Here is a 22469-nt window from a genome sequence, read left to right as displayed (position 1 = left end):
CCTGCCACCCGAAAACTTGCCGATCCTCGAATGGCTCGGTATCAAAACGTCAAAATCACTGTGATGAACCACTAGCGGCTTTGGTTCAAACGGCTGGTCACCAGTCTAGTTAGCGCTCATAAAGTGGTCAATTTTCCAGTCGAACGCGGCTGATGCTGCTGCATGGATCATTCGAACCAGGCGGCATAGATGCGCTTGAACGTGCCGTCCTTCATTGCGATGTCCAGCCATTGATCCACGAAGAACTTCAGCGGGACGTCGCGCTGCAGCCAGTAGGCCTTTTCCGCAAAGTCGAACGGTTGATCGGGATGCACCGCGCAGAGCACGCCGGGATGCAGTTTCTGCTGGTAGCGCGTCTCGGACGCATCCGTCATCATCAGGTCGGTATCGCCCTTGGCGATCTCGTCGAAGATCCTGGTATTGTCGTCGAAGACCTTGATCTCGGCGTTCTTCACATGCGCCCGCGCAAAGCGCTCGTTGGTGCCGCCGGGATTGACGATGACGCGCGTGCCGGCACGGTCGATTTCGGCAAGCGTCTGGTATTTGTTGACATCCGCGCAGCGGGTGATCGGCGTCTTGCCTTCGCGCACGATCGGGATTGAGAAGAAGCCTTTCTTCTGGCGCTCCAGCGTGATCGAGATGCCGCTCATCGCAATGTCGAAGCGGTCGGCTTCCAAATCGTTCGTCATCTGCGGCCAACCCGTTTTGACATATTCGACCTTGACGCTGAGCGCCTTGCCGAGCGCTTCCGCCATGTCGACATCGAATCCCCTGAAGCCGGGCGTCGTCCTGTCGACAAAGCTGAACGGCGCATAGTCCCCGGTCATGCCAACCCGCAGCGTGCCGCGCCGGATGATGTCGTCGAGCCGGGAAGGCGACGCTGCCGGCTGGGCGTGGGCGGAAGCCATCATCAGCATGGCGGCCACAAGGCCGACGAATGCGCGCAACATCAAAGTTCCTCCATCGATTGCCTCGATGATAGTCTGTTGCGACGGCTTTAGATGGAATGTGCCCGTCGAGCCAGTCAAAGGAAGTCAAATCGTGACAATCTCAGTTTACGAAGCATCGGTCGGCGTATTCGTGCCATATCTTCGCAATCTTTCCGGGCTGCTCGATCACGCGTCCGCCTACGCAAGGACACGAAACATCGATCCTGCCGTGCTGCTCGGCATGCGGCTCTATCCGAACATGTACAGTCTCAGGCAGCAGGTGGGCGAAGCCAATCGCCATGCGATCGCCTGTTGCGCGCTGCTGGCCGGGCACGAGCCGCTCAGGTTCGGCGGCATCGAGCCTGATCTTGATGAGCTCAAGCTCAGGATCGCAGCCACGATCGATTTCGTCCAAAGCCTGCCGCGTGCTGCGATCGACGAGGCCGGCGACAAGGAGGTGGTGTTCACCTTCAAGAGCGGCGCGCAGCGCACCTTCACCGGGCGGTCGCTGCTGCTTGGCTTCAGCGTGCCGCAGTTTTTCTTTCACGTCACGACCGCCTACGACATCCTGCGTCACGCCGGCGTCGATCTCGTCAAGAAGGATTTCCTGGGGCCGCCAAGACCGGCGTAGCTGGGGGGAGCTTCGGTTCTGATTGAATCAGAACCGAAGCTCTAAATTCTTGTTTCGACGCGTTTTCTGCGCAGATAAGTCTACGCAATCTGCGTAAACTTGATTGCTACGCGAACCGGTATCCACTTCGCTCGAAAACGCTCTATATCTCGCCGCCTTCCTCGCGGACCAGGCTGGCGACGGCGGCGCGGCTGGCCATTTCCTGCTTCAAAACCTCAAAGCGATGATGTGCGTCGACCTCGCGGTCATCCACGAACCTGATCGCGGCCTCGCGATCCATCGGGCCGCTCACCAAGGGCTTCGAATTCTCGCCGATGGTCTCGTCGACATAATACTGGCCATCCTGCTCGCGCACCGTCCATTTGAAGCGGAGGGCGGCCATCGGGCCGGGGCCGACTTTGGAATAGCCATGGGCTTCCAGCGGTGGCGGGCTCGCGGGCTCCTCTTCGACCGCCGCCGGCTCGGCCTGCGGCTTCTCGATCGGCGGGGGCGCGTGCTGCTCGTCCAAAATGCTGGCGATGGCGGCAAGCGCATTATCGGTAGGATCGCTCTGGCTCAAAATCTCTTTCCCTGGGGTTGGTCGGCAAAGATGGTTGCCGACACTTCCCGTCTACTCAACCCCGGAATGAGGCTGAGTTTTGGCCCTGCGGCAGCTTTTCCCTTACGCACATACCGGCGGACGCTTGTCCTTCCAGGGCCGCACCTGCTCGAGCTGGCCAGCGAGGCGGAACAGCCTTGCTTCGTCGCCAAGCTTGGCGGCGAACATCATGCCGAGCGGCAGGCCGTCCTTGCTCCAGGCCAGCGGCACCGACATCGCAGGCTGGCCGGACATGTTGAACATCGAGGTACCCGGCATGTAGCGCCGCAGGAGCGGACCGATCTGTGCCAGGTCGTCCGACATGGTGTTGATCTCGCCGAGCCGGATCGGCGGCGTGCACAGCGTCGGACTGAGGAACACGTCGCAGCCCTCGCCACGATCGGGACCGACCGGATTGCGGGCCCGGCTCGGCTTCATGCCGAACACGCCGCAGGCAGAAGCCGGGATGCGGATCGAGCCGCCGCCATCGCTGGCGTGCGCCACGGGCAGGATGCGTGCGGCGACAACGGCGGCGGCGCCGCCTGAGGAGCCGCCGGAGGAATGCGCGAGATTCCAGGGATTGCGGGTCGGCCCGAACAGGCGCGTCTCCGTGGTCGGCATCAGCCCGAATTCGGGGCTCGCGGTCTTGCCGAAGATGGTCACGCCGGTGTCGAGGAAGCGCTGGGTGAGGGTGCTGCTGTGGTCCGCGACGAAATCCCTGTTAACGCTGGCGCCGGAGGTCGTGCGCGTTCCCTGCAGGAGGTCGAGGTCCTTCAGAAGGAACGGCACGCCCGTGAAGGGTCCGTCCGGCAACCCTTTGTCGATCTGCTGCTCGGCATAATTGTAGTGCTTGACGACGACGGCATTGATCTCCGGATCAACCTTGGCCGTGCGGGCGATCGCTTCGTCTAGCAGTTCGCGCGGGCTGACCTGCTTGTTGCGGACCAGCTCGGCGAGGCCCACCGCGTCGTAATTGCCGAATTCCTTGAAAGCCATATTCCACACCTAGAGCGAACGACGCGCATTCGTCTCTATCCCTCTTGCTGGAGCATGACCTTTCGGAAGCAGCGGTATCCACAGGCCATGCGCTGATGACGGGCCGATCGTTGTCGGCCCGTCCGAAGATAGACGGTTTTATCCGATTAGTTTAGCACGTCCTGGTTGATCACGTTCTGCCGCAGCGGCGCGCCGTCAAGGACGCTCAGGATGTTGCGTGCGGTCTGCTCGCTCATCCGGTCGACGGCTTCGACCGTGACGCCGGCAACGTGTGGCGCCATGATCACGTTCGGCAGGCTGTGGAGGGGCTGGCCGACCGGCGGCGGCTCCTGCTCGAACACGTCAAGGCCGGCGCCGGCAAGCCTGCCGGATACCAGCGCGTCGTGCAGCGCCTTCTCATCGACGATGCCGCCGCGGGCGGTGTTGATGAGATAGGCGGTCGGCTTCATCAGCTTGAAGCGCGCCGCGTTGAACATGCCGATCGTTTCCGGCGTCTTCGGGCAATGGATGGTGACGAAATCAGCACGTGGCAGCGCCGCGTCGAGATCCGGCACCGCCTCGCAGCCCGCGGCCGCGATTTCGCTCACCGGCTTGTAGGGATCGTAAACCAGCACCTGCATTTCCATCGCGAGGCACCGTTTGGCCGTGCGGGTGCCGATGCGGCCGAATCCGACGATCAACACCGTCTTGCCGTAGAGATCGAAGGGCAGCACGCCGAGCCGGTTCGCCCAGGCGCCATCCTTGACGACAGCATGCATTTTCTGCGCGCGCTTGGCCAGCGTCAGCATCATGAACAGGGCGTGTTCGGCCACTGACGGCGAGTTCGCCGTGCCCGCCACCATCAGCGGCACCTTGCGGCGCGAGAGCGCCGGGACGTCGACCGCGTCGTAACCGACGCCGATCCGCGTCACCACCTTCATATCTCCGGACGCTTCGAGCTCCGGCTCGCCGAAACGGGGTCTCCATGCCCATTGGCTCCGTGACGTCGAGCACGGCGTCGAACGGCTCGACTCCCGGGTGCAGATGCGGCCGGGCCTCGGCGATGTGTTCCGGCCTGATTCCGAGCAGAAGCTTGTCGGTGCGGGGCACGGCCTGGTAGCGGGCCGCACGTGCGGGCGGTAACGGGAAGGCGAGGCGGTCGGTCAGGCGCACATGCAGCCGCCCGCCGACATCCTCGAGTCGGCAGGGCACGAAGTTCATCGCGGGCGAGCCGATGAAGCTGGCGACGAAACGGGTCGCCGGCTTGTGGTAGAGCTCGTTCGGCGCACCGATCTGCTCGATGCGGCCATGATTCATCACTACCACGCGGTCGGCGAGCGTCATCGCCTCCACCTGGTCGTGGGTCACATAGACGGTGGTGGTGCGGACCTTCTGGTGCACCTTCTTGATCTCGATCCGCATCTGCACGCGCAATTTGGCATCGAGGTTGGACAAGGGTTCGTCGAACAGGAACACCTTGGGATTACGCACGATGGCGCGGCCCATGGCGACGCGCTGGCGTTGGCCGCCGGAGAGCTGCTTCGGCTTGCGGTCGATCAGGTCGGTGATGTCGAGCATGCGCGCCGCTTCCGTCACCCGGCTCTTGATCTCGGCCTTGGGATAGTGCTTCAGCCGCAGCCCGAAGGACATGTTCTCGGCCACCGTCATATGCGGGTAGAGCGCGTAGTTCTGGAACACCATCGCGATGTCGCGGTCCTTCGGCGGCACGTCGTTGACGATGTCGCCGCCGATCGTGATGTCGCCGTCCGAGATGTCTTCCAGCCCTGCGGTCATCCGCAGCGTGGTCGACTTGCCGCAGCCGGATGGACCGACCAGCACCACGAACTCATGGTCGGCGATGTCGAGATCGATGCCGCGCACCGCTTCGACTTCGTCATAACGCTTCACGACTTTCCGCAGCGAAACTTCGGCCATGAGTTCAACCCTTTGTCGCGCCGGCGGTCAGGCCGGCAATGTAATAGTCCATCAGGAAGGCATAAATGATCAGCGGCGGCGCGGCACCGAGCAGCGCCCCGGTCATGATCTGTCCCCAGTTGAACACGTCGCCCTTGATCAGGGTGGTGATGATGCCGACCGGCAGCACGAGCTGGTCGGTCGAGGTCGTGAACACCAGGGGATAGAGGAACTGGGCCCAGGAGACCGTGAAGGCGAAGATCGTCGCCGCGATCAGGCCGGGCAGTGCGACCGGAATGAAGATCCGCGTCAACGTCTGGAACCAGGACGCGCCGTCGATGATCGCGGCCTCGTCGAGCTCCTTCGGGATCGAGGCGAAATAGCCGATCATGATCCAGGTGCAGAACGGCACCGTCAGCGTCGGATAGATGAACAGCAGCACGTACCAGCGGTTGATGAGCTGGATGCCGGTCCAGTCGCCGATCAGGACGAACATCTTGAACAGCGGGATGAAGAGCAGCGTGTCCGGAATGAGGTAGGTCAGGAACACGCCGGTCGCGAGCGTTGCCGAGCCCCAGAACTTCATCCGTGCCAGCGCAAAGGCCGCCGGCACGCTGATCAGCATGGTGATGGTGACCACAAAGATCGAGACCCAGGCCGAATTCCAGAAGAAGCGCAGGAACTGGTTCGATGTCAGCAGCCCGATATAGTTCTCGAGCGTCGGATGATACACCCACCACGGGTTGGTCGCCGCCGAGATCTCGGCGCTGCTCTTCAGCGAGGTGATCAGCATGTAGAGCGGCGGCGTCAGCGAGAAGATCGCGAACAGCACCAGGAAGAAATACGACCAGCGCAGCGCCCAGGCGCGGTCGCGGCTGATGCTGCCATATTTGACCTTGCGGCTCGGTCCGGCCTTGTCGATCGTGATTGCGCTCATCAGGCTTCGTTCCCTCGCTTGGAGATATCGCGCAGGATGAAGATCGCCGCGACCGCGAGGATCGGCACCATGAACAACGAGACGCTCGCGCCGAGCGGGATATCGCTGCCTTCGATGCCGATGCGGAACGCCCACGTCGCGAAGATGTGGGTGTGGTCGAGCGGGCCGCCGGCGGTGAGGATCCGCACGATATCGAAATTCGCGAAGGTGACGATCAAAGAGAACAATGTCGTGATCGCGATGATGTTGCGCATCATCGGCAGCGTCACATACCAGATGCGCTGCCACCAATTGGCGCCATCGATGGCGGCCGCCTCATAGAGCTGTTCGGGCACCGATTTCAGCGCCGCCAGGTACATGATCATGAAGAAGGGCGCGCCATACCAGACGTTGACGAGGATGACGGAGAAACGCGCCCAGTTCGCATCGCCGGTCCATGGGATCGGCCCGATGCCGAAGAAGGACAGCGTGTAGTTGAAGGCGCTGTAGGAGGGGTCAAACAGCCACAGCCAGGCGAGCGTGCTCATCGCCGGTGGGATCACCCAGGGCACCAGCAACATGCCGCGCCATCTGCGCTGCTTGTTGGCAGGAACGTTGTGCACGAAATGCGCGACGATGAAGCCGATCAACGCTTTGAAGATCACGGCCGAAATCGCGAAGATGCAGGACTGCTTCACCACCAGCCAGAACGTGTCGCGCTTGAACAGGAACTCGAAATTGCCGAGGCCGATGAATTTCGTCATCGACTTGTTCAGCGTCGCCAGATGCAGGGAGTAGAACGCGGGATAGATGACGAACGCCGCGACGAGGAGGATCAGCGGTAACGTCATCAGGAACGCGACCGTCGACTTGCGCCTCAGCGCATTGTGTAAACCGTTGCGCCTCCGTGTGGCTTTTGTTGCCTGGACACGGTTCGGGTGAAGGGCGACATCGGCCATGATCGATCTTCCTCGCGAGAGTTATTTCAACGGAGAATCCGGAACGTCGGACCTGATGCCGCCAACAGCGGCGACGGTCCGTGTCGCGGCGGCCGATTCGGGTCACCGCGACGACACGTTCGTTCTCAGCTCCGCATGAAGCCTTCACACTCGCCTTCGGCCCAGGCGAGCGTCTTTTCCATCGCTTCGCCCTGGGCATAGCGCAGGCACATTTTCGTCAGCGTTGCCTGCGCATAGATTTGCTGCGCGATCTTGGGCGGCGCCGGCGAGGCCGCGATCGACAGCGTTTGCCTATGGTAGGGGTCCGGATAGCTGAAGAGAGTGCCCTTCGGGGGCCCTTCCTCCTCCCAAACCTTCAGCTTCGTCAGATTCTCATAGGCGGGCAGGTCATAGCCGCCGCTCGCCACCACCATCTTCTCGACCGATGCCGGCTGCGACAGGTGGACCAAGAGGCTCTTGGCGGCTGCCTTGTTCTTCGAGAACGCCCAGATGTTCCAGAAGAAAGGCAGATAGGGCGCAAAGCGGCCTTTCGGTCCGGCCGGGAAGCCGTGCGTCCAGCACTGTTCGGCGATCTGCGGCGCGTCGCGTTTGGCGACGGCCCAGGCGCTGGGCGGATTCATGATCATCGCCCCTTTGCCCGAAACCAGCCACTTGTTGTTGGAAGCGTCGTCCCATGCCGACACATCCGGCGGCAGGAACGCGATCAGCTTCTTGTAGAACTCGAGCGACTGCCGCACCGCATCGGTCTTGACGGTCAGGTTGCCCTTGGCATCGACGAGCTCGGCGCCGTACGACTGGAAGATCGCGCCCGCGGTGTCGACGTTGTCGCTGGTCTCGCCGAGGCCGATGCCGAAGGGAACACCGGCCTTGTGGCAGGCTTCGGCCGCCTTCAGGAACGTGTCCAATGTCCAGTTCTCGTCTTTCGGCGGCGCGCCCGCCGGATACATTTCCTGCACGTCGATGCCGGCATGTTTCTTCATCAGATCGATGCGCGAGCAGGGGCCCTTGATCTGGCTGCCAACGCTGGCGGGAACGCCGAGCCACTTGCCGTTGGCTTGCCCCAGATAATTGACCGTTCCGTTGACCTTGCCGTTCTGATTGACGAGCTGGTCCATGATGTCGTTGACGGGCTCGAGCAGTTCGGCGTGCGCCTGCGGCCACCAGGTGGGCATCTGCAGAATGTCATGGCCGGACTTCGCCTGGGCTTCGGCGGCGATCGTCAGCAGGTTCTTATTACCTTGGCTCGGGATGTAATCGATCGTCACCTCGACCTTTTCCTTCGCCGCCCATTCATTGACGAGCTCGGTCGAAGCCTTGTTGGCTCCGGGCACCCAGTGATCCCAGAAACCAATCGAGAGCGTGCCCGCGGCATAGGCGCCGCGGATGTAAGGAGCCGTAACCAGCGCTGCCGATGACAGCGCTGTAGCCGCAACAAATTCTCGTCGAGACAGCTTCTTCCGTGACATGGCGTTCCCTCCCTGGTGAGCCGACCGTCAAAGACTTGCGAAATCTCGTTTTTGTTTTTTTGGCTCGCCGCATTCGAGGCGGCGGGGCGATTTCCTCATTTTAGATCAGAGCAGAATTGTCGGCGCCTGTCGAGAAATCAGGTGAATGCTTTCGTAGAACTAACGTTGTGTGCAAATTGCAGGCAGTCGGATCTGTTAATCTTCGCGCTATGCCTGCCGCAGGGCGCTGGCAGAAATCTTCTTGCGGCGCACGCGAGGCGTTGCAAAGCGGGCGGGTCCAGGTCGCCCTCGCGGTTCACCTTTGGACCGAAGCGACGCCACAGGTAGACCTGCTCGCGCCGAGAACGATAAAGTCCGGAATCGGCGGTGCGTCAGCCGCAATCACGATCGATCATGGAGACTCCGATAATGCCAAGCTTGGTATCGAAGCTGCGTGCGCGCTTGAGGCTCTTCGCCGCGCTGGCGGTGGCTGCTATCCTGTCCGTCAACGCCTCGCCGCGCGCGGAGGCGCAAGGGTTGGTCCAGGGCGTCCAGCAGGGGGCCCGTGAAGGCAACAAGGCCGCCGGGCCGGTCGGTGGCGTCTTGGGCGGCGCGATCGGAGGTGTGGTTGGCGTGGTCACGGGGGTGACCGGCGTACTCACCGGCACCAACACCAACCCGGCGCCAGCCGACAGGCAAGGCGCTCCGGCCAGGAGCAGCAAGGCCGCAAAGGCCGCAAAGGACAAGGCCGCCAAGCAGCCGCAGATGCTGACCCAGGCGAACGTGCCGCAGCTCACGGCCGAACAGATCGTCGCCAACAGCGACTCCAATATCGAGCGGATCAAAAAAGAGCTGAACCTCACGCCCGAGCAGGAGAAGTATTGGGCGGGCTTCAATAGTGCGATGCACTATCTCGGTCACAACGGCGCCGATCGCGTGAACCTGCGCATTGCCCGCGCCAAGCGCGACCCGCCGGACGATATCGTCGAGCAGATGCGCAATGAGGCCCAGTTCCTCAACGATCGCGCGGTCGACCAGCGCAACGTGGCCGATGCCGCCGAACCGCTTTATGCAAGCCTCGACGACAAGCAGAAGCAGACCTTCATCAACGAAATGGTCCGCTTAAGCCACGAGCGGGGGCTGGATTGAGCGCGGGCGCGCTTCGATGACCGCCACGAATAGCCGGGCAACCATGCCCTGGGGTAGGTTGAAGGCGCGGCACCCGGCTATCCTGCCGCAGCGGCGCGGCCCCTCCAATCGTCATGCAAAGTTGAAGAAACCTCGACTGATTCAGGCCGGACTTATGGCTGATTGAAGGTCTTGTCGGGAACCCGTTGGCGTGGCGCCACAAAATGGCTTCGGCCAGCGCAGGGCTGGCCGATGAACCGGTGTGGAACTTATGCCCGGAGAGCCTTTGCTAGACCTTTGCTAGGCCTTGGCGAAGTTGAGTTCCACGGCAACCCCGTCCGGGTCGTAGAAGAAGAACTGGGTGTCGCCGGTGCGTGGCACGATGCTTTCGCGGAACTGGATGTTGTGCTCCCGAAGGCGCCTGCGCACGCCATCGACGTCGGTCGCGGCAAAGGCGATGTGGTCGAGCCGGCCGGTGTCTTCGTATGTCTTCTCGGTGCCGCGGACCACGATGCCCTCGCGCGGCTTGCGGGTGCCCATCAGATGCACGGTGGCGACGCCGCCGGAATAAAGCCAGTAGCCGGGGAAATCGAGCGGCGGCCGCTCGCCGTTCTCGAGACCCAGCACGTCGCAATAGAAGTTCTTGGTCTTTTCGAGGTCCTGCGGTTCGATCGTGTAATGCTGCAGTCGGCCGAGCGGCATGGTGTTCTCCCTGGAAACTAGACGAAGGTCAGGTCGCAGTCGGCACCCATCATCCAGGCGCCGACGGTTTCGAAATGGCTGAGCCGGCCCTGCAATTGCTGGGTCACGGTGTGGATGTCGCGGAAGCGGCGCTCGAGCGGATGGCCTTCGAAGATCGCGGTTGCGCCCGCGGCATTGTAGGCGAAGTCGACTGCCTCGCGCGCCTTGTGGATGGCGTGGGTGGCGGCCATGCGGATGGTGATCCGCTGCTCGACCGTGATGTCGTTGCCGGCGACGAGGTCTTTCCAGATGTCGACCATCGATTGCAGCACGAAGCCGCGCGCGGCATGCAGATGGACTTCGGCCAGGGCCAGGCCGGACTGCACCACGGCGTTGTCGCGCAGCGGGCTCTTGGCGCCGCGCGGCACCTTGTTGCGCGCCACGTCGACGAAATTGTCGAGCGCACCGCGGGCGATGCCGCAAGCGACGCCGGCAAAGCCGACCTGGTAGCAGGTGCCTGACCCCATCCGGTAGAGCGGTCCGTCCTCGCGGCGTTCGCGCTCGAATTCGCGGATGATCGAATGGTCCGCGCGGACGAAGAAGTCGTTCAGCGTGAACTGGTCGCTGGCGGTGCCGCGCAGGCCGACCGTGTTCCAGATGTCGGTCCATTCGACGTCCTCGGTCCGCACCAGCATGGTGCGCTCGATCGGCGCGCCATTGGCATCGCGTTTCGGCGAGCCGTCGGCCGCATAGACCGGGCAATGCGCGCCGAGCCAGGTGGCGTGTCGCCCGCCGGAGGCGAACGACCAGACGCCGGTGACGCGGTAGCCACCCTCGCATTCGACCGCCTTCACCTTTGGGCCGGGACCCCAGGCCAGCACCGCGCGGGGATCGCCGAACACCGCATGCGCGACCGGGAGGTCGAGATAGGCGGCCGCCATCGCGCAACCGCCGGCCTGGCTCAGGCACCACGCCGTCGAGGCATCGGCCTGGGCGATGGTCTCCATGACATGGAAGAAGGTGAGGGGATCGGTCTCGATCCCCTGCGACGACCGCGGCAGCAACAGGCGAAACAGCCTGTGGTCATGGAGCTGGTCAAGCAACGCCGGCGGCAACCGGCGCGTTTGCTCGATCTCGTTTGCGGCCGCTGCCACCAGTGGCTGCACCGCTTTCGCGCGGGCGAGCACAGCCGGATCGCCCGCAAGTTCGGCAGACGTCGCGATCATCGCTCAAAGCTCCTAGGCTTGCCGAACCGACGCGGTCGCGGCCACGTCGGCTCCGGCCGTCAGCTCGCGATCGATCTGTTCGATCGACTTGCCCTTGGTCTCGATGCCGAGGAAGTAATAGACAAGCCCGGCCATCAGGAACCAGCATCCGAGATAGACAAAGGCGGTCGGGATCTGCGTCAGCGGCACATCGGGCTTCAGGTAGTTGCTGGAGCCGACGATCAGCGCAAGGCCGACCGGACCGATGATCTTGCCGATACCGCCGAAGCCATAGGCCGAGCCCATGCCGGTGGTGCGCAGATGCGAGGGCCAGACCTCCGCCGCATAGGGCCCGACAATGGCAAAGCCGCCATCGGCGAAGAAGAACGCCAGGGTCAAGAGCAGCCAGAACGCGGAGACGCCGAACATCGTTGCGTCGTAATGATAGCCCGCGATGATCGTCAGCGTGCCGGCGCCGAAGCCGAGCAGGCCGCCGGAGGTCCGCCGTCCCAGGAGCTCCGAGAGATAGGAGAAGGAGATGCGGCCGAGGAAGCCGGACACGCTGAGCAGGATCATCATCTTGGCGGCTTCCTGCGGCGTCACCTTCAGGATCAGCACGAACAGCGCCGGCGCCCACAGGGTGATGCCGTAAACGCCGGTCTGGGCGCCGGCATTGCCGAGCCAGGAGACGATCAGGCTGCGCGGATATTTGAAGAGATCGAGCCAGCTCGTCTTGATCACCGGGCCGGCATCGGCCGCTGTCGGCAGCGGGAGGGAGGACGGCTCCACTTGCAGCGCCCAGGCGAGCGACTTGCGCGCTTCCTCGTAGCGGCCCTGGCGGCACAGCCAGCGCGGGCTCTCCGGAACCCAGAGCCGGACCAGCAGCACGAGCAGGGACGGCAGCACGCCGATCGCAAACATCAGCCGCCACTGGTCGGAGCCCATGAACGCCCCAAGGACGGCGCCGAGCCCGACGCCGAGCGGGATCACGCAGGTGACGAGGCCGCCGACCCAGCCGCGCTTGTGCGAGGGCACGAACTCCTGCACGAGCGGCAGGTCCACGCAATAAAGCCCGCCGACGCCGGTGCCGACGAAGAAGCGCAGGACCGCGAGATAGATCCAGCCGTTATCGGGGGTAAAGTACAGAAGGCCGGTGGCGATGGAGAAGTTGAGCACGGTGCCGATGAACACGATGCGGCGCCCGACCCGGTCGGCGAGCCATCCCCAGACATAGGCTCCGATGATGGCGCCGATGCCGGAGCTCATCAGCACCGTCGCCGACTGTCCGAAAGTGAGCTTCCACGGCCCGATCAGGAAGGCGAGCACGAAGCCGATCAGGAAATAATCGAAGAATTCCAGCGCGTCGCCGATGATAGCAGCCGAAAGGATCTTGATCTGGTTGCCGGTCAGACTCCTCCGGCGATCGAGAATCTCGAACATGGCGTTTCCCCATGGCGCCTGTTCATTTGATTCAAGCGGGCGTCGCGCCCATCGCCCCGCCTGTGGACGACGAAGCTATCCTTGGGCTGCGGCGAACGACAAGCCCACCAGCACGCGGAGCACGTCCGCGTTGTGACAATGAGGCGATGTATCCCGCTCTGCACAATCGCATGTGCGAGAGCGAAAAGGCCTAGCGCTTGAGCAGGGTCTTGAGCTTCGCGTCCAGCTCTTCGTATGACATCGCGCCCTTCCATTGTTCGCCATTGACGAAGAAGGTTGGCGTCGCGTCGACCTTAAGCGTCTCCATTGCGTAGCGCTGGTCGGCGGCGATCTTATCGAGCAGCGCCTGGTCGGTCTCGCAGGTTTCGACTTCCTGCTCGCTCATCCCGTTGAGCTTGCCGACCAGGAACAGCGTTTCCTTTGTTTGATCCATCAGGCGGGCCTGCTGCTTGAACAGCGTCTCGATGACGGCCAAGTGCTTTTCCGGATCGTCCTTGCCGATGCAACGCACCAGCATCGAGGCGGCTGCGGCCTTGATGTCGAGCGGGAATTCGCGAAACACGAACCGGACCTTGCCGGTGTCGATATATTTCGAACGCAGCATCGGAAAGACGTTTTCGCCGAACGCTGCGCAATGCGGACAGCTCATCGAGGCATATTCGATGATCGTCACCGGCGCCTTTGGCGAGCCGATTGCGATGTCGGGTAATGATACGGGCTTGGCGAGGGCGGCAGCGGTCGCGCTTTGTGCCTTCGCCTCCCGATCTATCGGCGGAGCAAGTAGCGCAAGCAGGATAATGAATCCCAAGGCAGCGCTGGTCGTACGATTGAGAAGAGGCAAGGAAAATACTCCGCGAATGAACGTTCTTTCCGACAACAACCATGCAGCCAGCTATCGCTGAGCCAGCGGCAGGCCGAGTCGGCCGATGCCCGGGAACTTCAGGGCAGGGCGACGGATATCGATGCCAAGAACTCCGCCAAACAAGTTCAGCTCGATCCCTTCGATCCAGCCCATCGTCAGACCGAGATAGCCGCCCAATGTGGCGAAGACACCGGTGCGTGACGCAGTGATGCCATACCACTCGCCCCGGTAAGGATAGTCCTTTCCGATCGCCGTCGGCGGCAGCACCGCTTGCAGCTCAGGGACGGCGTCGAGCGCCGCCTGAACAAATGTGTTCGAGTTCGGACCCGGCCAGGCGCTGTAATCGCCATAGTCGCGAAATCTATAGTTCTCGACGACCGCACGGATCTTCGGAATCAGCGCCTCGGCTTTCCCGCCGTCCACGCTCACGATTGCTTCCGGCACGGCGCCGAACCATCGGCCGTCGGCCACGAATCCGTCGATCCGGATCGGTGCACCCCACGCCGTGTAGTCGTAGCGGCTGTAGCGCGGCGCGTCTCGTTCCTTAACCACGATCCAGGTGTGGACCGCAAAAATCCCGCGCCACCGCACGGTGCGCGCAGCATAGACGCGGATGACGGCGTCAGGATGTTCGGAGGCTTTGGGCAAGAGGCCGGCGCTCGAGCGGTCAGCCGTCTGCCAACTGACGCGCCGGTCTCCGAGCAAATAGGTGACCGTCGAAAAGTCAAGCGGAACGACAATCAGCAGGACAAGGAGGACCACGGATTTCTTCACAGAGGGACATCGGCGGAGGGGTGGTCATCTCGATCTAAGCATTCCGGTCCGCCGGAACCAGAGCGGGCCAGAGGGCATCAATATTTCTTCATCTCGGAGGCGAAGCCGACCCACAGCGCGACCGAGACCAGGCCGAGTGCGCCGAGCAGGACAAATGTCGGCGGATAGCCGATCCATTGCGCGATCCAGCCGCCGAGCGCGGGGCTGAGCGAAGCGCCGACGCCTTGAACGGTGATCACCGCGCCCTGCCCGAGATTGATGCGGCCGGTCCCGTTCAGCGAGCGGGCGACCATTCCGGGGACCGCGACGCTCTGCAGGCCGGTCCCGATGCCGTCAAGAATTTGCACGGGCAGCACGCCCCACCAGCCGGTCAGGAAGAACGCCAGGATGCCGCGCACCGGCAACACCAGGAAGGACGCGAGCAGCACCGGCCAATAGCTGCGGCTTTCCGCCGCGCGCATGCCCACGATCGAGGTCACGATCATGACGGCCTGCGCGATCACGATCGTGGTCGCCACGAAATCCGGGCCCTTGGCGTGGCCGTCGGCAACCGCGGCTAATCCATAAAGCGGAATGATCGCGGCATTGCCGAGATGGAAGGCGGCGAGCGCCAATGCGAGAACGAGCAGCGGCTTGTGCCTTGCCAGCACGGTGAAGCCGCTTGGCTGGCTCTCCGGGTCATCCTCCTTGGTGCCGCGCGCGGCGTTGTTGTCGATGGCCTTTGGTGGGATCAAGAGGACGCAGGCGATCGCAATGGCGCCGAAGAGCGCCGCCAGCAGGAACACGGCCGTGTAGCCGTATTTCCAGCCGAGATAGCCCGATGCGGCCGCCCCGACCATGTTGCCGGCATGGTTGAAGGCTTGGTTGCGGCCGTTCTGCCGGTTGAAGCCCTTCTGCCTGACGATGCCAAGCGTGATGCCGGTGACGGCCGGAACGATGGCCGCGCCGGCAAGCGAGGTCGCGATTTGCGATGCAGCGACGGCCCAGAAGTTCTGCGAGAGGAGAATGAGGGCCGAGGCGATGACAACGGCGACGCCAGGCACGATCACCCAGGCGCGCTTGTGCCTGCTTGCATCGATGAAGCCGCCGATCGGCGTCGTGATCAGCATGCCCGCGACGTTGCCTATCGTCATCGCGGTCCCGATCCAGCCGCTCGCCCAGCCATGCGCCTGCAGGAAGACGCCGACGAATGGCCCGATGCCGGACTGCATGTCGGCCATGAAGAAGTTGAGAGCGAGCAGAGGCCACAGCCGCGCCGCCTTGTCTGATCGCTCATTCTTCTTGCTGACACGCATGGCAAGTAGACTCGTGGCTAGTTAAGTGATCACCAGATGATTCTCCGAGACCGGCGGCGGCCTTCCGCCGAGGCGGTCGGAACAAAGCGCGGGATCATGAATTTGAAGGCGATGGTTCAAATCGACGTTCTTGAAAAACCGATCGAACGCATCAAGGAAACCTGCGTGATGATGGGCATCACGGAGAAGTTCGAGCGCGCGCTTCCGGAGCTCGAGACGTTCCTGGAAGGCGAAGTAGCGAAGGGCGAGACCCGCGAGACGCGGCTGACTTACGATGGACTCTGCTACCTCAAGCAGGTCTTCTCGAGAAAGTAACAGCACGGCACACGGGAAGGTTTTCACGACTGCTCATCGGACGACGGCTCTGACGCGGCTTCATCATCCGCCACGGGAGCCATCGCAAAAGTTTTGCACTTGGCATCAACGTGACGCCGCAGGGATCGTTCCCGATCGCCGTCTCGGCTAGCGCCACATCCCGCGCATCTTGGCGCCGATGTCGACCGGCGCTGCACGATCTGCCGGCACGGCGGTCGCCGGGCGCGCGATCGGCCAAGTGGTGCGCTCGAACAGCGGCAGCAGCCTTTCCGGGATGAAACGCGTGCGTGAGGCGTACATATGCCGGTCGCCCTTGGCGCTCTGGCCGTGCACGAAGAAGCGCTGTGGCAAGATCAGGTGCAGATCATCCTTGGCGCGGGTCATGGCGACGTAGAGCAGGCGCCGTTCCTCTTCCAGCTCGGCGCTGGTCCCGGCGCCGAGATCCGATGGCATGCAGCCGTCGACGACGTTGAGCACGAAGACCGACTTCCACTCCTGTCCCTTGGCGGAATGGATTGTCGACAGGATCAGATAGTCCTCGTCAAGCAAAGGCGGGCCGGCCTGGTCGCTGGTCGCATCCGGAGGATCAAGCGTGAGCTCGGTCAGGAAGCGTTCGCGCGACGGGTAGCCGCTTGCGATCTGCTCGAGCTGGATCAAGTCGGCGCGGCGGACCTCGGCGTCCTCATGGATGCGATCGAGATGCGGCTCATACCACAACCGTGCCCGCTCGATATCGACCGGCCATTCGGAATAGCGGAGGTTCTCGATCGCGCGGACAAATCCCTTCCAGTCTTCGCCGGCGCGCGGCGGCGAAGGCAGGGTGCAGAGTGCGGCAATCGGATCGGCAGCCTCGGCCATGCGGTCGAGCACCCGCTGCGCCGAGCTCGGCCCGACGCCCGGCAGCAGATGCAGGATGCGAAAACCGGCGACGCGGTCGCGCGGGTTCTCTACGAAGCGCAACAGCGCCAGCATGTCCTTGACGTGGGCGGCGTCGAGGAATTTCAGCCCGCCGAACTTCACGAAGGGAATGTTGCGGCGGGTAAGTTCGACTTCCAGCGGACCGCTGTGCGAGGAAGTGCGAAACAAGACCGCCTGGTGCTTGAGCAACGCGCCTTCCTCGCGGTTCGCCAGGACCTGCTCGACGATGTAACGCGCCTGATCGGCCTCGTCGCGGACGGCGACGAGCTGCGGCTTGCGCGACGATGTTCGCTCGGTCCAGAGATTCTTCGTGAAGCGCTCCTTGGCCAGCGCAATCACGCCGTTTGCGGCTGACAGGATCGGCTCGGTCGAGCGATAGTTGCGATCGAGCGTGATGAGCTCCGCCCTCGGCGTAAACTGGTCCGGAAAGTCCAGGATGTTGCGGACCGTGGCGGCACGGAACGAATAAATCGACTGCGCGTCATCGCCCACGACTGTAAGTCCGTTCCCTCCGGGCTTCAGCGCGAGCAGGATCGATGATTGCAGGCGGTTAGTGTCTTGGTATTCGTCGACCATGACGTGGTCGAAGCGGCCGCCGATCTCGTCGGCAAGCGCAGCATCGGTCACCATCTGCGCCCAATAGAGCAGGAGGTCGTCATAATCGAGCACGTTCTGCTGCTGCTTGGCGTCGACGTAGGCGGCGAACAGGCGCTTCAGTTCGCCCGCCCAACCCGAGCACCAGGGATAGAACGCGCCGAGCACGCCCTCGATCGGCGTCTCGGAATTGACGCAGCGGGAATAGATCGCAAGGCATGTTCCCTTGGTCGGGAAACGACTCTCGGTTTTGGAGAAGCCGAGGTCGTGCCTGACAAGGTTGATGAGATCGGCGGAATCCTCGCGGTCATGGATGGTGAAGGCAGGATCGAGCCCGATCCGCTCGGAATATTCCCGCAATAGTCGCGCGCCGATGCCGTGAAATGTGCCGGACCAGGCGAGGGCATCGGTCATGATCCCGGCGTTGTCGCCAAGCACGCGGCGGGCGATCCGTTCGACGCGCTTGGTCATTTCCGCTGCCGCGCGGCGCGAGAAGGTCATCAGGAGGATGCGGCGTGGGTCAGCACCGCTGACGATCAGATGCGCGACGCGGTGAGCCAGCGTGTTGGTCTTGCCTGATCCGGCGCCGGCGATCACCAGAAGCGGCGCGCCAATGGTTCCATCCGGCCCGACGCCGTGCTCCACGGCGCGCCGTTGCGTAGGATTGAGCGCATCCAGATATGTGTCTTTGCTGTCCGCGAGCACGAATCACCCCGGAGAAAGCTAACAGAGATCGGGCCTGTGGGGATGAACGTCCAGGGCGGGAGACAGAATTAGATTGACTTTGGCTACGCCCGTTGCACAACCGCGTCATGGGTGACGTATCGAGTTCCGACACACCGCTGAAGGCGACGTTCAAGATCAAGCTGAACGGCGAGACGGTCACCATTGCGACCGTCGGCCAGGCCTATCGCTTCATCACCAATCTGAACTCGGTGGAGTGGATGGAATTCCGCACGCTGCACGATGAGGCGGTCAGCGCGCTGGAGAAAGCCGCCGACAACGCGATGCTGGCGATCCCCGCGACCAATGCGCTGCGCGCGCTATTCGTGCGCGCAAAACTTCTTTGAAAGGAAACGGGCCGCCTGGCCCCCAAGGCAGCCTCCGGATTGCAGCCGCGGCGAATTCAGCCCGGGCCGCCCTGTTGTACCGCCGTTACCTTGTTTGCGGCCATAACAGGCTTTGCTTACGCAATAGGCCGTGATTCGGCCATGACCGTACGAACACGGTCACGACGCGTCCTCCACCAGCAAGCGGTCATAGGCAAGCGCGGAGCGCAGGTTGATGGTGGCGATCTTCAGATAGCGCGATTCCTTCATCGCATTGTTCAGCATCAGGATCGCCGTTCGCCAGTGAACGCGTTCGCGCTGATCCTCAGTGAGCGATGAAAAGAAATCCGCCACGTCGCCAACGGTCGCGATCGTCCGCCCGTCCGTCAACGCAAGCGGGAACGGGAGCGGCGAATTCCTTTCGATATCCAGCAAGAGACGCTCCGGGCAACGACCAACCAACGCTTAAGTCACCCGGCTATATCATTTGTTAACAGGAGGCGAGGGGCTGTCAGGCTAAGTCGCGATGACTTTTCTTCGAATCGTCATCCCGCTTTAGCTCTTCGTTTGAGCATGATCTTTTCGGAAAACCGGCGTCCACTCTTCCGGATCATGCTTTAGAACGAATCCGCCAGCGCAATTTCCGCCTCGAGCGCCTGAATGCGCCGCTCGGCTTCTTCAAAGCTCAGATCCCCCGCGTATTGCCTGGGCTGGTAGGCCTCCTCCGCAAGGCCCTTCAATCGCAATGCCTGGGCGCGGGTCATTTGAGCACTGGCGCGCTCGCGTACCCCGCCATATTTCGCCACCGGTGTCCTCATGGGTCTGCCTCATGGTCTCAAATCCGTGACTTGACTTTATGTTCTATTTTTGTTCTAACTAGGCATGGATAATAGAATTAATGAAATCCGTCGTAAGATCAGTGTGTTACGGGACGAGATGATCGTCGCCGAGGGCGTGGTCCGTGATCAGATCAATCACGATCACGATTGCACGGAAGCGGCGCGCCGGCTGCTTGCGATGCGTTCGGAGATGACTGAGCTGATCGGTCAGTGGAAAGCTGCCGGCGGCAGCGAACGGCTGCCCGACGTCAGAGAGCACCTGAAACGGCAGCCGGTTGTGCGACCGAAGAAGGATTGAGCGCAACAACCAGCCTCGCCAGCGGACCCGTGCTTTCGGGTCGGGCGGGAGCTTGAGCCGGCGACGTGAATGCACGGTTGCCAACCGGCGCCGGCTGACACGGATGCAACCACTGCCATGAGCGAGGGTGTACCGGAGTCACGTGGAGGCTCCTCCCTAGAACTATCCGGCGGAGCCAGCTTCCGCCGGACTTTTTTTCGGCCGTATGGCTCGCACCGATCGGCCGTATGCGGAGGAGTTTGCAATAACGCGGCAAGGGTCTTGCGCCGCGTCGCACGATGCTCCCGCTCTTGGAACGTCAATTCTTGGAACGTCAATCGACGATTGTTTCGGAAAGAGGCCGGTTCAGCCGGGAAAAACCCTGGAGGCGACCTTCGATCAGGGCGTCCATGCCACGGCGGTGCAACCATAGCAGTCCGACTGCAAGCTGGCGAAGATCGTTGCGGTCGGCGCCGACGGGGAGCCTGCGTGCGCGGCGCAGCGCGTCGGCCGCCTGTCGCTCCAATGGAGATCGCCTACGTTCCATAAGCTCAGCCCCCGGCGGCCATCAATAATAACTACATCGAATGGTGACAAGATGGCCCATTTCGGCCGCCGCAACCGTCACATAGGTTAACTTCGGAGAGTTTTGTGTCGGACGGGAACGATGAATGACGATCGCAACCCGCTGCTCACACTGATCTCCTGCGTCATCTGCAGGAAGACGATGCGGCTCGAGCGGAGCACGCCGGGCGAGGATGGCAAGGACGTCATTCAATATCGCTGCGAGGAATGCGGGCGCATCGAACGGGTCCGGCTCGTCCGGGGAAGCTGGCCGTCAACGAGCCAGACTGGTTGACGAGGTCGCCAAGCGGCTTCAGCTCGTCAGGCTCAGGCCGCTGACGTGACCAACTCGGTGCCCGGATAGGCGACCATCCAATCGTCCAGCAATTCATCGGAGCTGGAATCGTCGAGCATGAGCGGACGACATGCCGCCAAATCCCTCCGCTGCGCGAGCTTGCTGCGTTTCGGCGGTCTCCTGCGGGTCGTCATTGGCCATCGATGCTCCAGCGGCATTTCCCATGGCTGTCGCAACAACAGATCTGGAGGCGGGCAGGTTCCTGCGCGCGGCAAGAAATGGCGACCCGCGCCGCGGGGTCAGTCGTGCCCGGTCAGCTTGGATAACTCGCGGCTGAGCTCGTGAAGCTGGTAGGGCTTGCGGAGGACTGGAAAATCCATCCTGGCGTGCTTGGCGGAATCGGAATAACCGGTCGTGAGCAGGACCGGCAGCGTCGGGTTTCGTTCCCTGATCGCGCGCGCCAGCTTCAGTCCGTCCATCTTGCCGGGCATGATGATGTCGCTGAACACGAGGTCGACATCGTCAGCCTCGATCTCTTGCAGCGCCGTTTCGGCGTTAGGAACCCAGCGGACGGTGTAGCCGAGTTGCTCGAGCAGCCCGGCGCTCGCGTCGGCCACAGCGGGGTTGTCCTCGACCAGCAGGACGGTCGCCGAGGCTTGCTTATTCACGCTCTCCTGTTCGTAATGCTCGGCCGCGCTGCTGCGGGGCAGGCGGAGGCGGACCGTGGTGCCCTTGCCAAGCGCGCTTTCGATCTCGATCGTCCCGCCGGCCTGGTGGACGAAGCCATGCACTTGGGAGAGGCCGAGGCCGGTTCCCTTGCCGATGGGCTTGGTGGTGAAAAAGGGATCGAACACCTTGCTGAGCACATCTTGTGGAATGCCCGCGCCGCTATCCTCAACTGAGATCAGAACCTGATCCTTGTCCAAGTCATTGTGCGCCGACACGGTGACGGTGCCGCCTTCCGGCATCGCATCGCGGGCGTTGATGACAAGGTTGAGGAGGGCGGTTTCGAACTCGGTGGGATCGATGAAGACCGGCCAGACGTCGGGCTGGATATCGATCTGTAACGTCACCATGCTGCCGAGCGCACTCGCCAACACCTCACGCACGGACGCGATCTGGCGATCGACGTCGATGGTCCGCGGATTGACACTCTGTCGTCGGGCGAAGCTGAGGAGCTGGCTGGTGAGGGACGCGGCACGTTGGGTAGCGGTCTCGATCGCACTCAGCGCACGCAGGGCCTTCGCGCTCGTCAGCTCCTTCTTGATCTTGTGCAGATTGCCCGAGACGATCATCAAGAGATTGTTGAAGTCGTGCGCGACACCGCCGGTCAGTTGGCCGAGCGCGTCCATCTTCTGGGATTCCGCAAGCTGCCGCTGTATCTGCTCCAGCTTGAGCTGCGCTTCGCGTCGCTCCGTGATGTCGCGGGTGATCTTGGCAAAGCCGATCAGGCGGCCGGAGGGATCGCGAATCGGGTCGATCACAACGCTCGCCCAGAAGAACGAGCCATCCTTGCGGACGCGCCAGCCTTCTTCCTCGTAGTGACCGGTCTCCTCGGCGATCTTCAAGGCCCGCGCCGGCTTGCCCGCCGCCCGATCTTCGGGGGTATAAAAGCGCGAGAAGTGCTGGCCGATGATTTCCTCGGGCGCGTAGCCCTTGATTCGCTCGCCGCCGGCATTCCAGTTCGCGACGATGCCCTGTGGGCTCAGCATATAGAGCGCGTAGTCGGTGACGCCCTTGACCAAAAGACGGAAATTTCGCTCGCTCTCGAAGTAGTCCCTTTCGAGCTGTTTGGTCTTCTTGGCCATCTGAAATCCTGCCCCGCGGACGCCAACGCCAAGGTGAGATTTTCGTTCCCGCTTTACGCTTAAGTCTAACAGGCTCGCT

23 protein-coding genes and 2 pseudogenes are annotated in these 22469 nt (G+C 62.6%); 6 read left to right on the top strand and 19 right to left on the bottom strand.

Annotated elements, in window-relative coordinates; genetic code table 11:
- Positions 1-167 precede the first annotated feature (167 nt).
- Positions 168-950, bottom strand: a complete 783-nt coding sequence (locus AAFX91_RS13310; RefSeq protein WP_394566792.1) for a transporter substrate-binding domain-containing protein — start codon at positions 948-950, stop codon at positions 168-170.
- A gap of 91 nt (positions 951-1041) precedes the next feature.
- On the opposite strand from AAFX91_RS13310, the gene AAFX91_RS13305 reads away from it, so the two are divergent.
- The gene (locus tag AAFX91_RS13305; protein ID WP_245475831.1) at positions 1042-1560 is read left to right on the top strand and encodes a DUF1993 family protein; all 519 of its coding nucleotides are present in this window, start codon (positions 1042-1044) and stop codon (positions 1558-1560) included.
- Positions 1561-1702: 142 nt separating this feature from the next.
- Here the strand turns inward: AAFX91_RS13305 and AAFX91_RS13300 are convergent, their stop codons facing one another.
- The 7 genes and pseudogenes from AAFX91_RS13300 to AAFX91_RS13270 all read right to left on the bottom strand — a co-directional run bounded on the left by AAFX91_RS13300 (position 1703) and on the right by AAFX91_RS13270 (position 8367).
- A complete protein-coding gene (locus AAFX91_RS13300; protein ID WP_282531160.1) occupies positions 1703-2119 on the bottom strand; it encodes a hypothetical protein in 417 nt (138 codons plus the stop codon).
- Positions 2120-2221: 102 nt separating this feature from the next.
- Positions 2222-3133 (bottom strand): amidase, encoded by a 912-nt coding sequence (locus AAFX91_RS13295; RefSeq protein WP_394566791.1) that lies wholly within the window; start codon positions 3131-3133, stop codon positions 2222-2224.
- 146 nt (positions 3134-3279) lie between these two features.
- Positions 3280-4086: pseudogene (locus AAFX91_RS13290) on the bottom strand (hydroxyacid dehydrogenase); the annotation flags it as partial.
- Between the two features lie 4 nt (positions 4087-4090).
- A pseudogene (locus tag AAFX91_RS13285) lies at positions 4091-5047 on the bottom strand (ABC transporter ATP-binding protein); the annotation flags it as partial.
- Positions 5048-5051: 4 nt separating this feature from the next.
- On the bottom strand, positions 5052-5963 hold the full coding sequence (locus AAFX91_RS13280) for a carbohydrate ABC transporter permease (RefSeq protein ID WP_130578205.1): 912 nt from the start codon (positions 5961-5963) through the stop codon (positions 5052-5054).
- A complete protein-coding gene (locus AAFX91_RS13275; RefSeq protein WP_130578206.1) occupies positions 5963-6901 on the bottom strand; it encodes a carbohydrate ABC transporter permease in 939 nt (312 codons plus the stop codon). The genes AAFX91_RS13280 and AAFX91_RS13275 overlap by 1 nt, the downstream gene beginning before the upstream one ends.
- Before the next feature lie 125 nt (positions 6902-7026).
- Positions 7027-8367, bottom strand: a complete 1341-nt coding sequence (locus tag AAFX91_RS13270; RefSeq protein WP_130578207.1) for an ABC transporter substrate-binding protein — start codon at positions 8365-8367, stop codon at positions 7027-7029.
- 408 nt (positions 8368-8775) lie between these two features.
- On the opposite strand from AAFX91_RS13270, the gene AAFX91_RS13265 reads away from it, so the two are divergent.
- Positions 8776-9495: a Spy/CpxP family protein refolding chaperone gene (locus tag AAFX91_RS13265; protein ID WP_394566790.1), complete on the top strand. Its 720-nt coding sequence runs from the start codon at positions 8776-8778 to the stop codon at positions 9493-9495.
- 279 nt (positions 9496-9774) lie between these two features.
- Here AAFX91_RS13265 and AAFX91_RS13260 read toward each other — a convergent pair whose 3' ends face one another.
- The 6 genes from AAFX91_RS13260 to AAFX91_RS13235 form a co-directional block, all read right to left on the bottom strand.
- The gene (locus tag AAFX91_RS13260) at positions 9775-10176 is read right to left on the bottom strand and encodes a VOC family protein (RefSeq protein ID WP_282531164.1); all 402 of its coding nucleotides are present in this window, start codon (positions 10174-10176) and stop codon (positions 9775-9777) included.
- 17 nt (positions 10177-10193) lie between these two features.
- Complete coding sequence (locus AAFX91_RS13255) at positions 10194-11381, bottom strand: acyl-CoA dehydrogenase family protein (protein ID WP_394566788.1); 1188 nt, start codon at positions 11379-11381, stop codon at positions 10194-10196.
- Positions 11382-11393: 12 nt separating this feature from the next.
- Positions 11394-12800 (bottom strand): MFS transporter, encoded by a 1407-nt coding sequence (locus AAFX91_RS13250; protein ID WP_394566786.1) that lies wholly within the window; start codon positions 12798-12800, stop codon positions 11394-11396.
- Positions 12801-12990: 190 nt separating this feature from the next.
- Positions 12991-13608, bottom strand: a complete 618-nt coding sequence (locus AAFX91_RS13245) for a DsbA family protein (protein WP_245475832.1) — start codon at positions 13606-13608, stop codon at positions 12991-12993.
- An 84-nt stretch (positions 13609-13692) separates the two neighbouring features.
- The gene (locus AAFX91_RS13240; protein WP_130578213.1) at positions 13693-14424 is read right to left on the bottom strand and encodes a DUF3750 domain-containing protein; all 732 of its coding nucleotides are present in this window, start codon (positions 14422-14424) and stop codon (positions 13693-13695) included.
- Between the two features lie 89 nt (positions 14425-14513).
- Positions 14514-15731 carry an MFS transporter gene (locus tag AAFX91_RS13235; RefSeq protein WP_130578214.1) on the bottom strand — a complete coding sequence of 406 codons (1218 nt, stop codon included), beginning with the start codon at positions 15729-15731 and terminating at the stop codon, positions 14514-14516.
- 36 nt (positions 15732-15767) lie between these two features.
- Between AAFX91_RS13235 and AAFX91_RS13230 the strand changes: the two genes are divergently transcribed.
- Positions 15768-16046, top strand: a complete 279-nt coding sequence (locus tag AAFX91_RS13230) for a hypothetical protein (protein WP_282531169.1) — start codon at positions 15768-15770, stop codon at positions 16044-16046.
- 147 nt (positions 16047-16193) lie between these two features.
- Here the strand turns inward: AAFX91_RS13230 and AAFX91_RS13225 are convergent, their stop codons facing one another.
- Positions 16194-18263 carry an ATP-dependent helicase gene (locus tag AAFX91_RS13225; protein WP_394566784.1) on the bottom strand — a complete coding sequence of 690 codons (2070 nt, stop codon included), beginning with the start codon at positions 18261-18263 and terminating at the stop codon, positions 16194-16196.
- A 107-nt stretch (positions 18264-18370) separates the two neighbouring features.
- Between AAFX91_RS13225 and AAFX91_RS13220 the strand changes: the two genes are divergently transcribed.
- Complete coding sequence (locus tag AAFX91_RS13220) at positions 18371-18628, top strand: hypothetical protein (RefSeq protein WP_028166438.1); 258 nt, start codon at positions 18371-18373, stop codon at positions 18626-18628.
- Between the two features lie 159 nt (positions 18629-18787).
- Here AAFX91_RS13220 and AAFX91_RS13215 read toward each other — a convergent pair whose 3' ends face one another.
- Both AAFX91_RS13215 and AAFX91_RS13210 read right to left on the bottom strand, forming a co-directional pair.
- Positions 18788-19042, bottom strand: coding sequence for a hypothetical protein (locus tag AAFX91_RS13215; protein WP_130578217.1), 255 nt, complete (start codon positions 19040-19042; stop codon positions 18788-18790).
- A 182-nt stretch (positions 19043-19224) separates the two neighbouring features.
- Entirely contained in the window at positions 19225-19413 is a 189-nt protein-coding gene (locus AAFX91_RS13210; protein WP_245475833.1) for a DUF3072 domain-containing protein, read from the bottom strand.
- 130 nt (positions 19414-19543) lie between these two features.
- Here AAFX91_RS13210 and AAFX91_RS13205 point away from each other — a divergent pair, with 130 nt between their 5' ends.
- Positions 19544-19744, top strand: a complete 201-nt coding sequence (locus AAFX91_RS13205; RefSeq protein WP_130578218.1) for a hypothetical protein — start codon at positions 19544-19546, stop codon at positions 19742-19744.
- A 313-nt stretch (positions 19745-20057) separates the two neighbouring features.
- On the opposite strand, the gene AAFX91_RS13200 is transcribed toward AAFX91_RS13205, so the two are convergent.
- A complete protein-coding gene (locus AAFX91_RS13200; protein ID WP_130578219.1) occupies positions 20058-20249 on the bottom strand; it encodes a hypothetical protein in 192 nt (63 codons plus the stop codon).
- 141 nt (positions 20250-20390) lie between these two features.
- On the opposite strand from AAFX91_RS13200, the gene AAFX91_RS13195 reads away from it, so the two are divergent.
- The gene (locus AAFX91_RS13195; RefSeq protein ID WP_130578220.1) at positions 20391-20582 is read left to right on the top strand and encodes a hypothetical protein; all 192 of its coding nucleotides are present in this window, start codon (positions 20391-20393) and stop codon (positions 20580-20582) included.
- A 299-nt stretch (positions 20583-20881) separates the two neighbouring features.
- Here the strand turns inward: AAFX91_RS13195 and AAFX91_RS13190 are convergent, their stop codons facing one another.
- A complete protein-coding gene (locus AAFX91_RS13190; RefSeq protein ID WP_394566782.1) occupies positions 20882-22390 on the bottom strand; it encodes an ATP-binding protein in 1509 nt (502 codons plus the stop codon).
- Between the last annotated feature and the right edge of the window lie 79 nt (positions 22391-22469).

This window comes from Bradyrhizobium sp. 31Argb, assembly GCF_043638955.1.
Lineage (GTDB): Bacteria > Pseudomonadota > Alphaproteobacteria > Rhizobiales > Xanthobacteraceae > Bradyrhizobium.
Note: the sequence above shows the minus strand (reverse complement) of the source record. Positions and strands in the feature narration are given on the sequence as shown.

Excerpts from the sequence above, each read along its gene's own strand:
- AAFX91_RS13310 (WP_394566792.1), bottom strand. The coding sequence starts at position 950 with ATGTTGCGCGCATTCGTCGGCCTTGTGGCCGCCATGCTGATGATGGCT.
- AAFX91_RS13295 (WP_394566791.1), bottom strand. The coding sequence starts at position 3,133 with ATGGCTTTCAAGGAATTCGGCAATTACGACGCGGTGGGCCTCGCCGAG.
- AAFX91_RS13280 (WP_130578205.1), bottom strand. The coding sequence starts at position 5,963 with ATGAGCGCAATCACGATCGACAAGGCCGGACCGAGCCGCAAGGTCAAA.
- AAFX91_RS13275 (WP_130578206.1), bottom strand. The coding sequence starts at position 6,901 with ATGGCCGATGTCGCCCTTCACCCGAACCGTGTCCAGGCAACAAAAGCC.
- AAFX91_RS13270 (WP_130578207.1), bottom strand. The coding sequence starts at position 8,367 with ATGTCACGGAAGAAGCTGTCTCGACGAGAATTTGTTGCGGCTACAGCG.
- AAFX91_RS13265 (WP_394566790.1), top strand. The coding sequence starts at position 8,776 with ATGCCAAGCTTGGTATCGAAGCTGCGTGCGCGCTTGAGGCTCTTCGCC.
- AAFX91_RS13260 (WP_282531164.1), bottom strand. The coding sequence starts at position 10,176 with ATGCCGCTCGGCCGACTGCAGCATTACACGATCGAACCGCAGGACCTC.
- AAFX91_RS13255 (WP_394566788.1), bottom strand. The coding sequence starts at position 11,381 with ATGATCGCGACGTCTGCCGAACTTGCGGGCGATCCGGCTGTGCTCGCC.
- AAFX91_RS13250 (WP_394566786.1), bottom strand. The coding sequence starts at position 12,800 with ATGTTCGAGATTCTCGATCGCCGGAGGAGTCTGACCGGCAACCAGATC.
- AAFX91_RS13235 (WP_130578214.1), bottom strand. The coding sequence starts at position 15,731 with ATGCGTGTCAGCAAGAAGAATGAGCGATCAGACAAGGCGGCGCGGCTG.
- AAFX91_RS13230 (WP_282531169.1), top strand. The coding sequence starts at position 15,768 with ATGATTCTCCGAGACCGGCGGCGGCCTTCCGCCGAGGCGGTCGGAACA.
- AAFX91_RS13220 (WP_028166438.1), top strand. The coding sequence starts at position 18,371 with ATGGGTGACGTATCGAGTTCCGACACACCGCTGAAGGCGACGTTCAAG.
- AAFX91_RS13205 (WP_130578218.1), top strand. The coding sequence starts at position 19,544 with ATGATCGTCGCCGAGGGCGTGGTCCGTGATCAGATCAATCACGATCAC.
- AAFX91_RS13195 (WP_130578220.1), top strand. The coding sequence starts at position 20,391 with ATGAATGACGATCGCAACCCGCTGCTCACACTGATCTCCTGCGTCATC.
- AAFX91_RS13190 (WP_394566782.1), bottom strand. The coding sequence starts at position 22,390 with ATGGCCAAGAAGACCAAACAGCTCGAAAGGGACTACTTCGAGAGCGAG.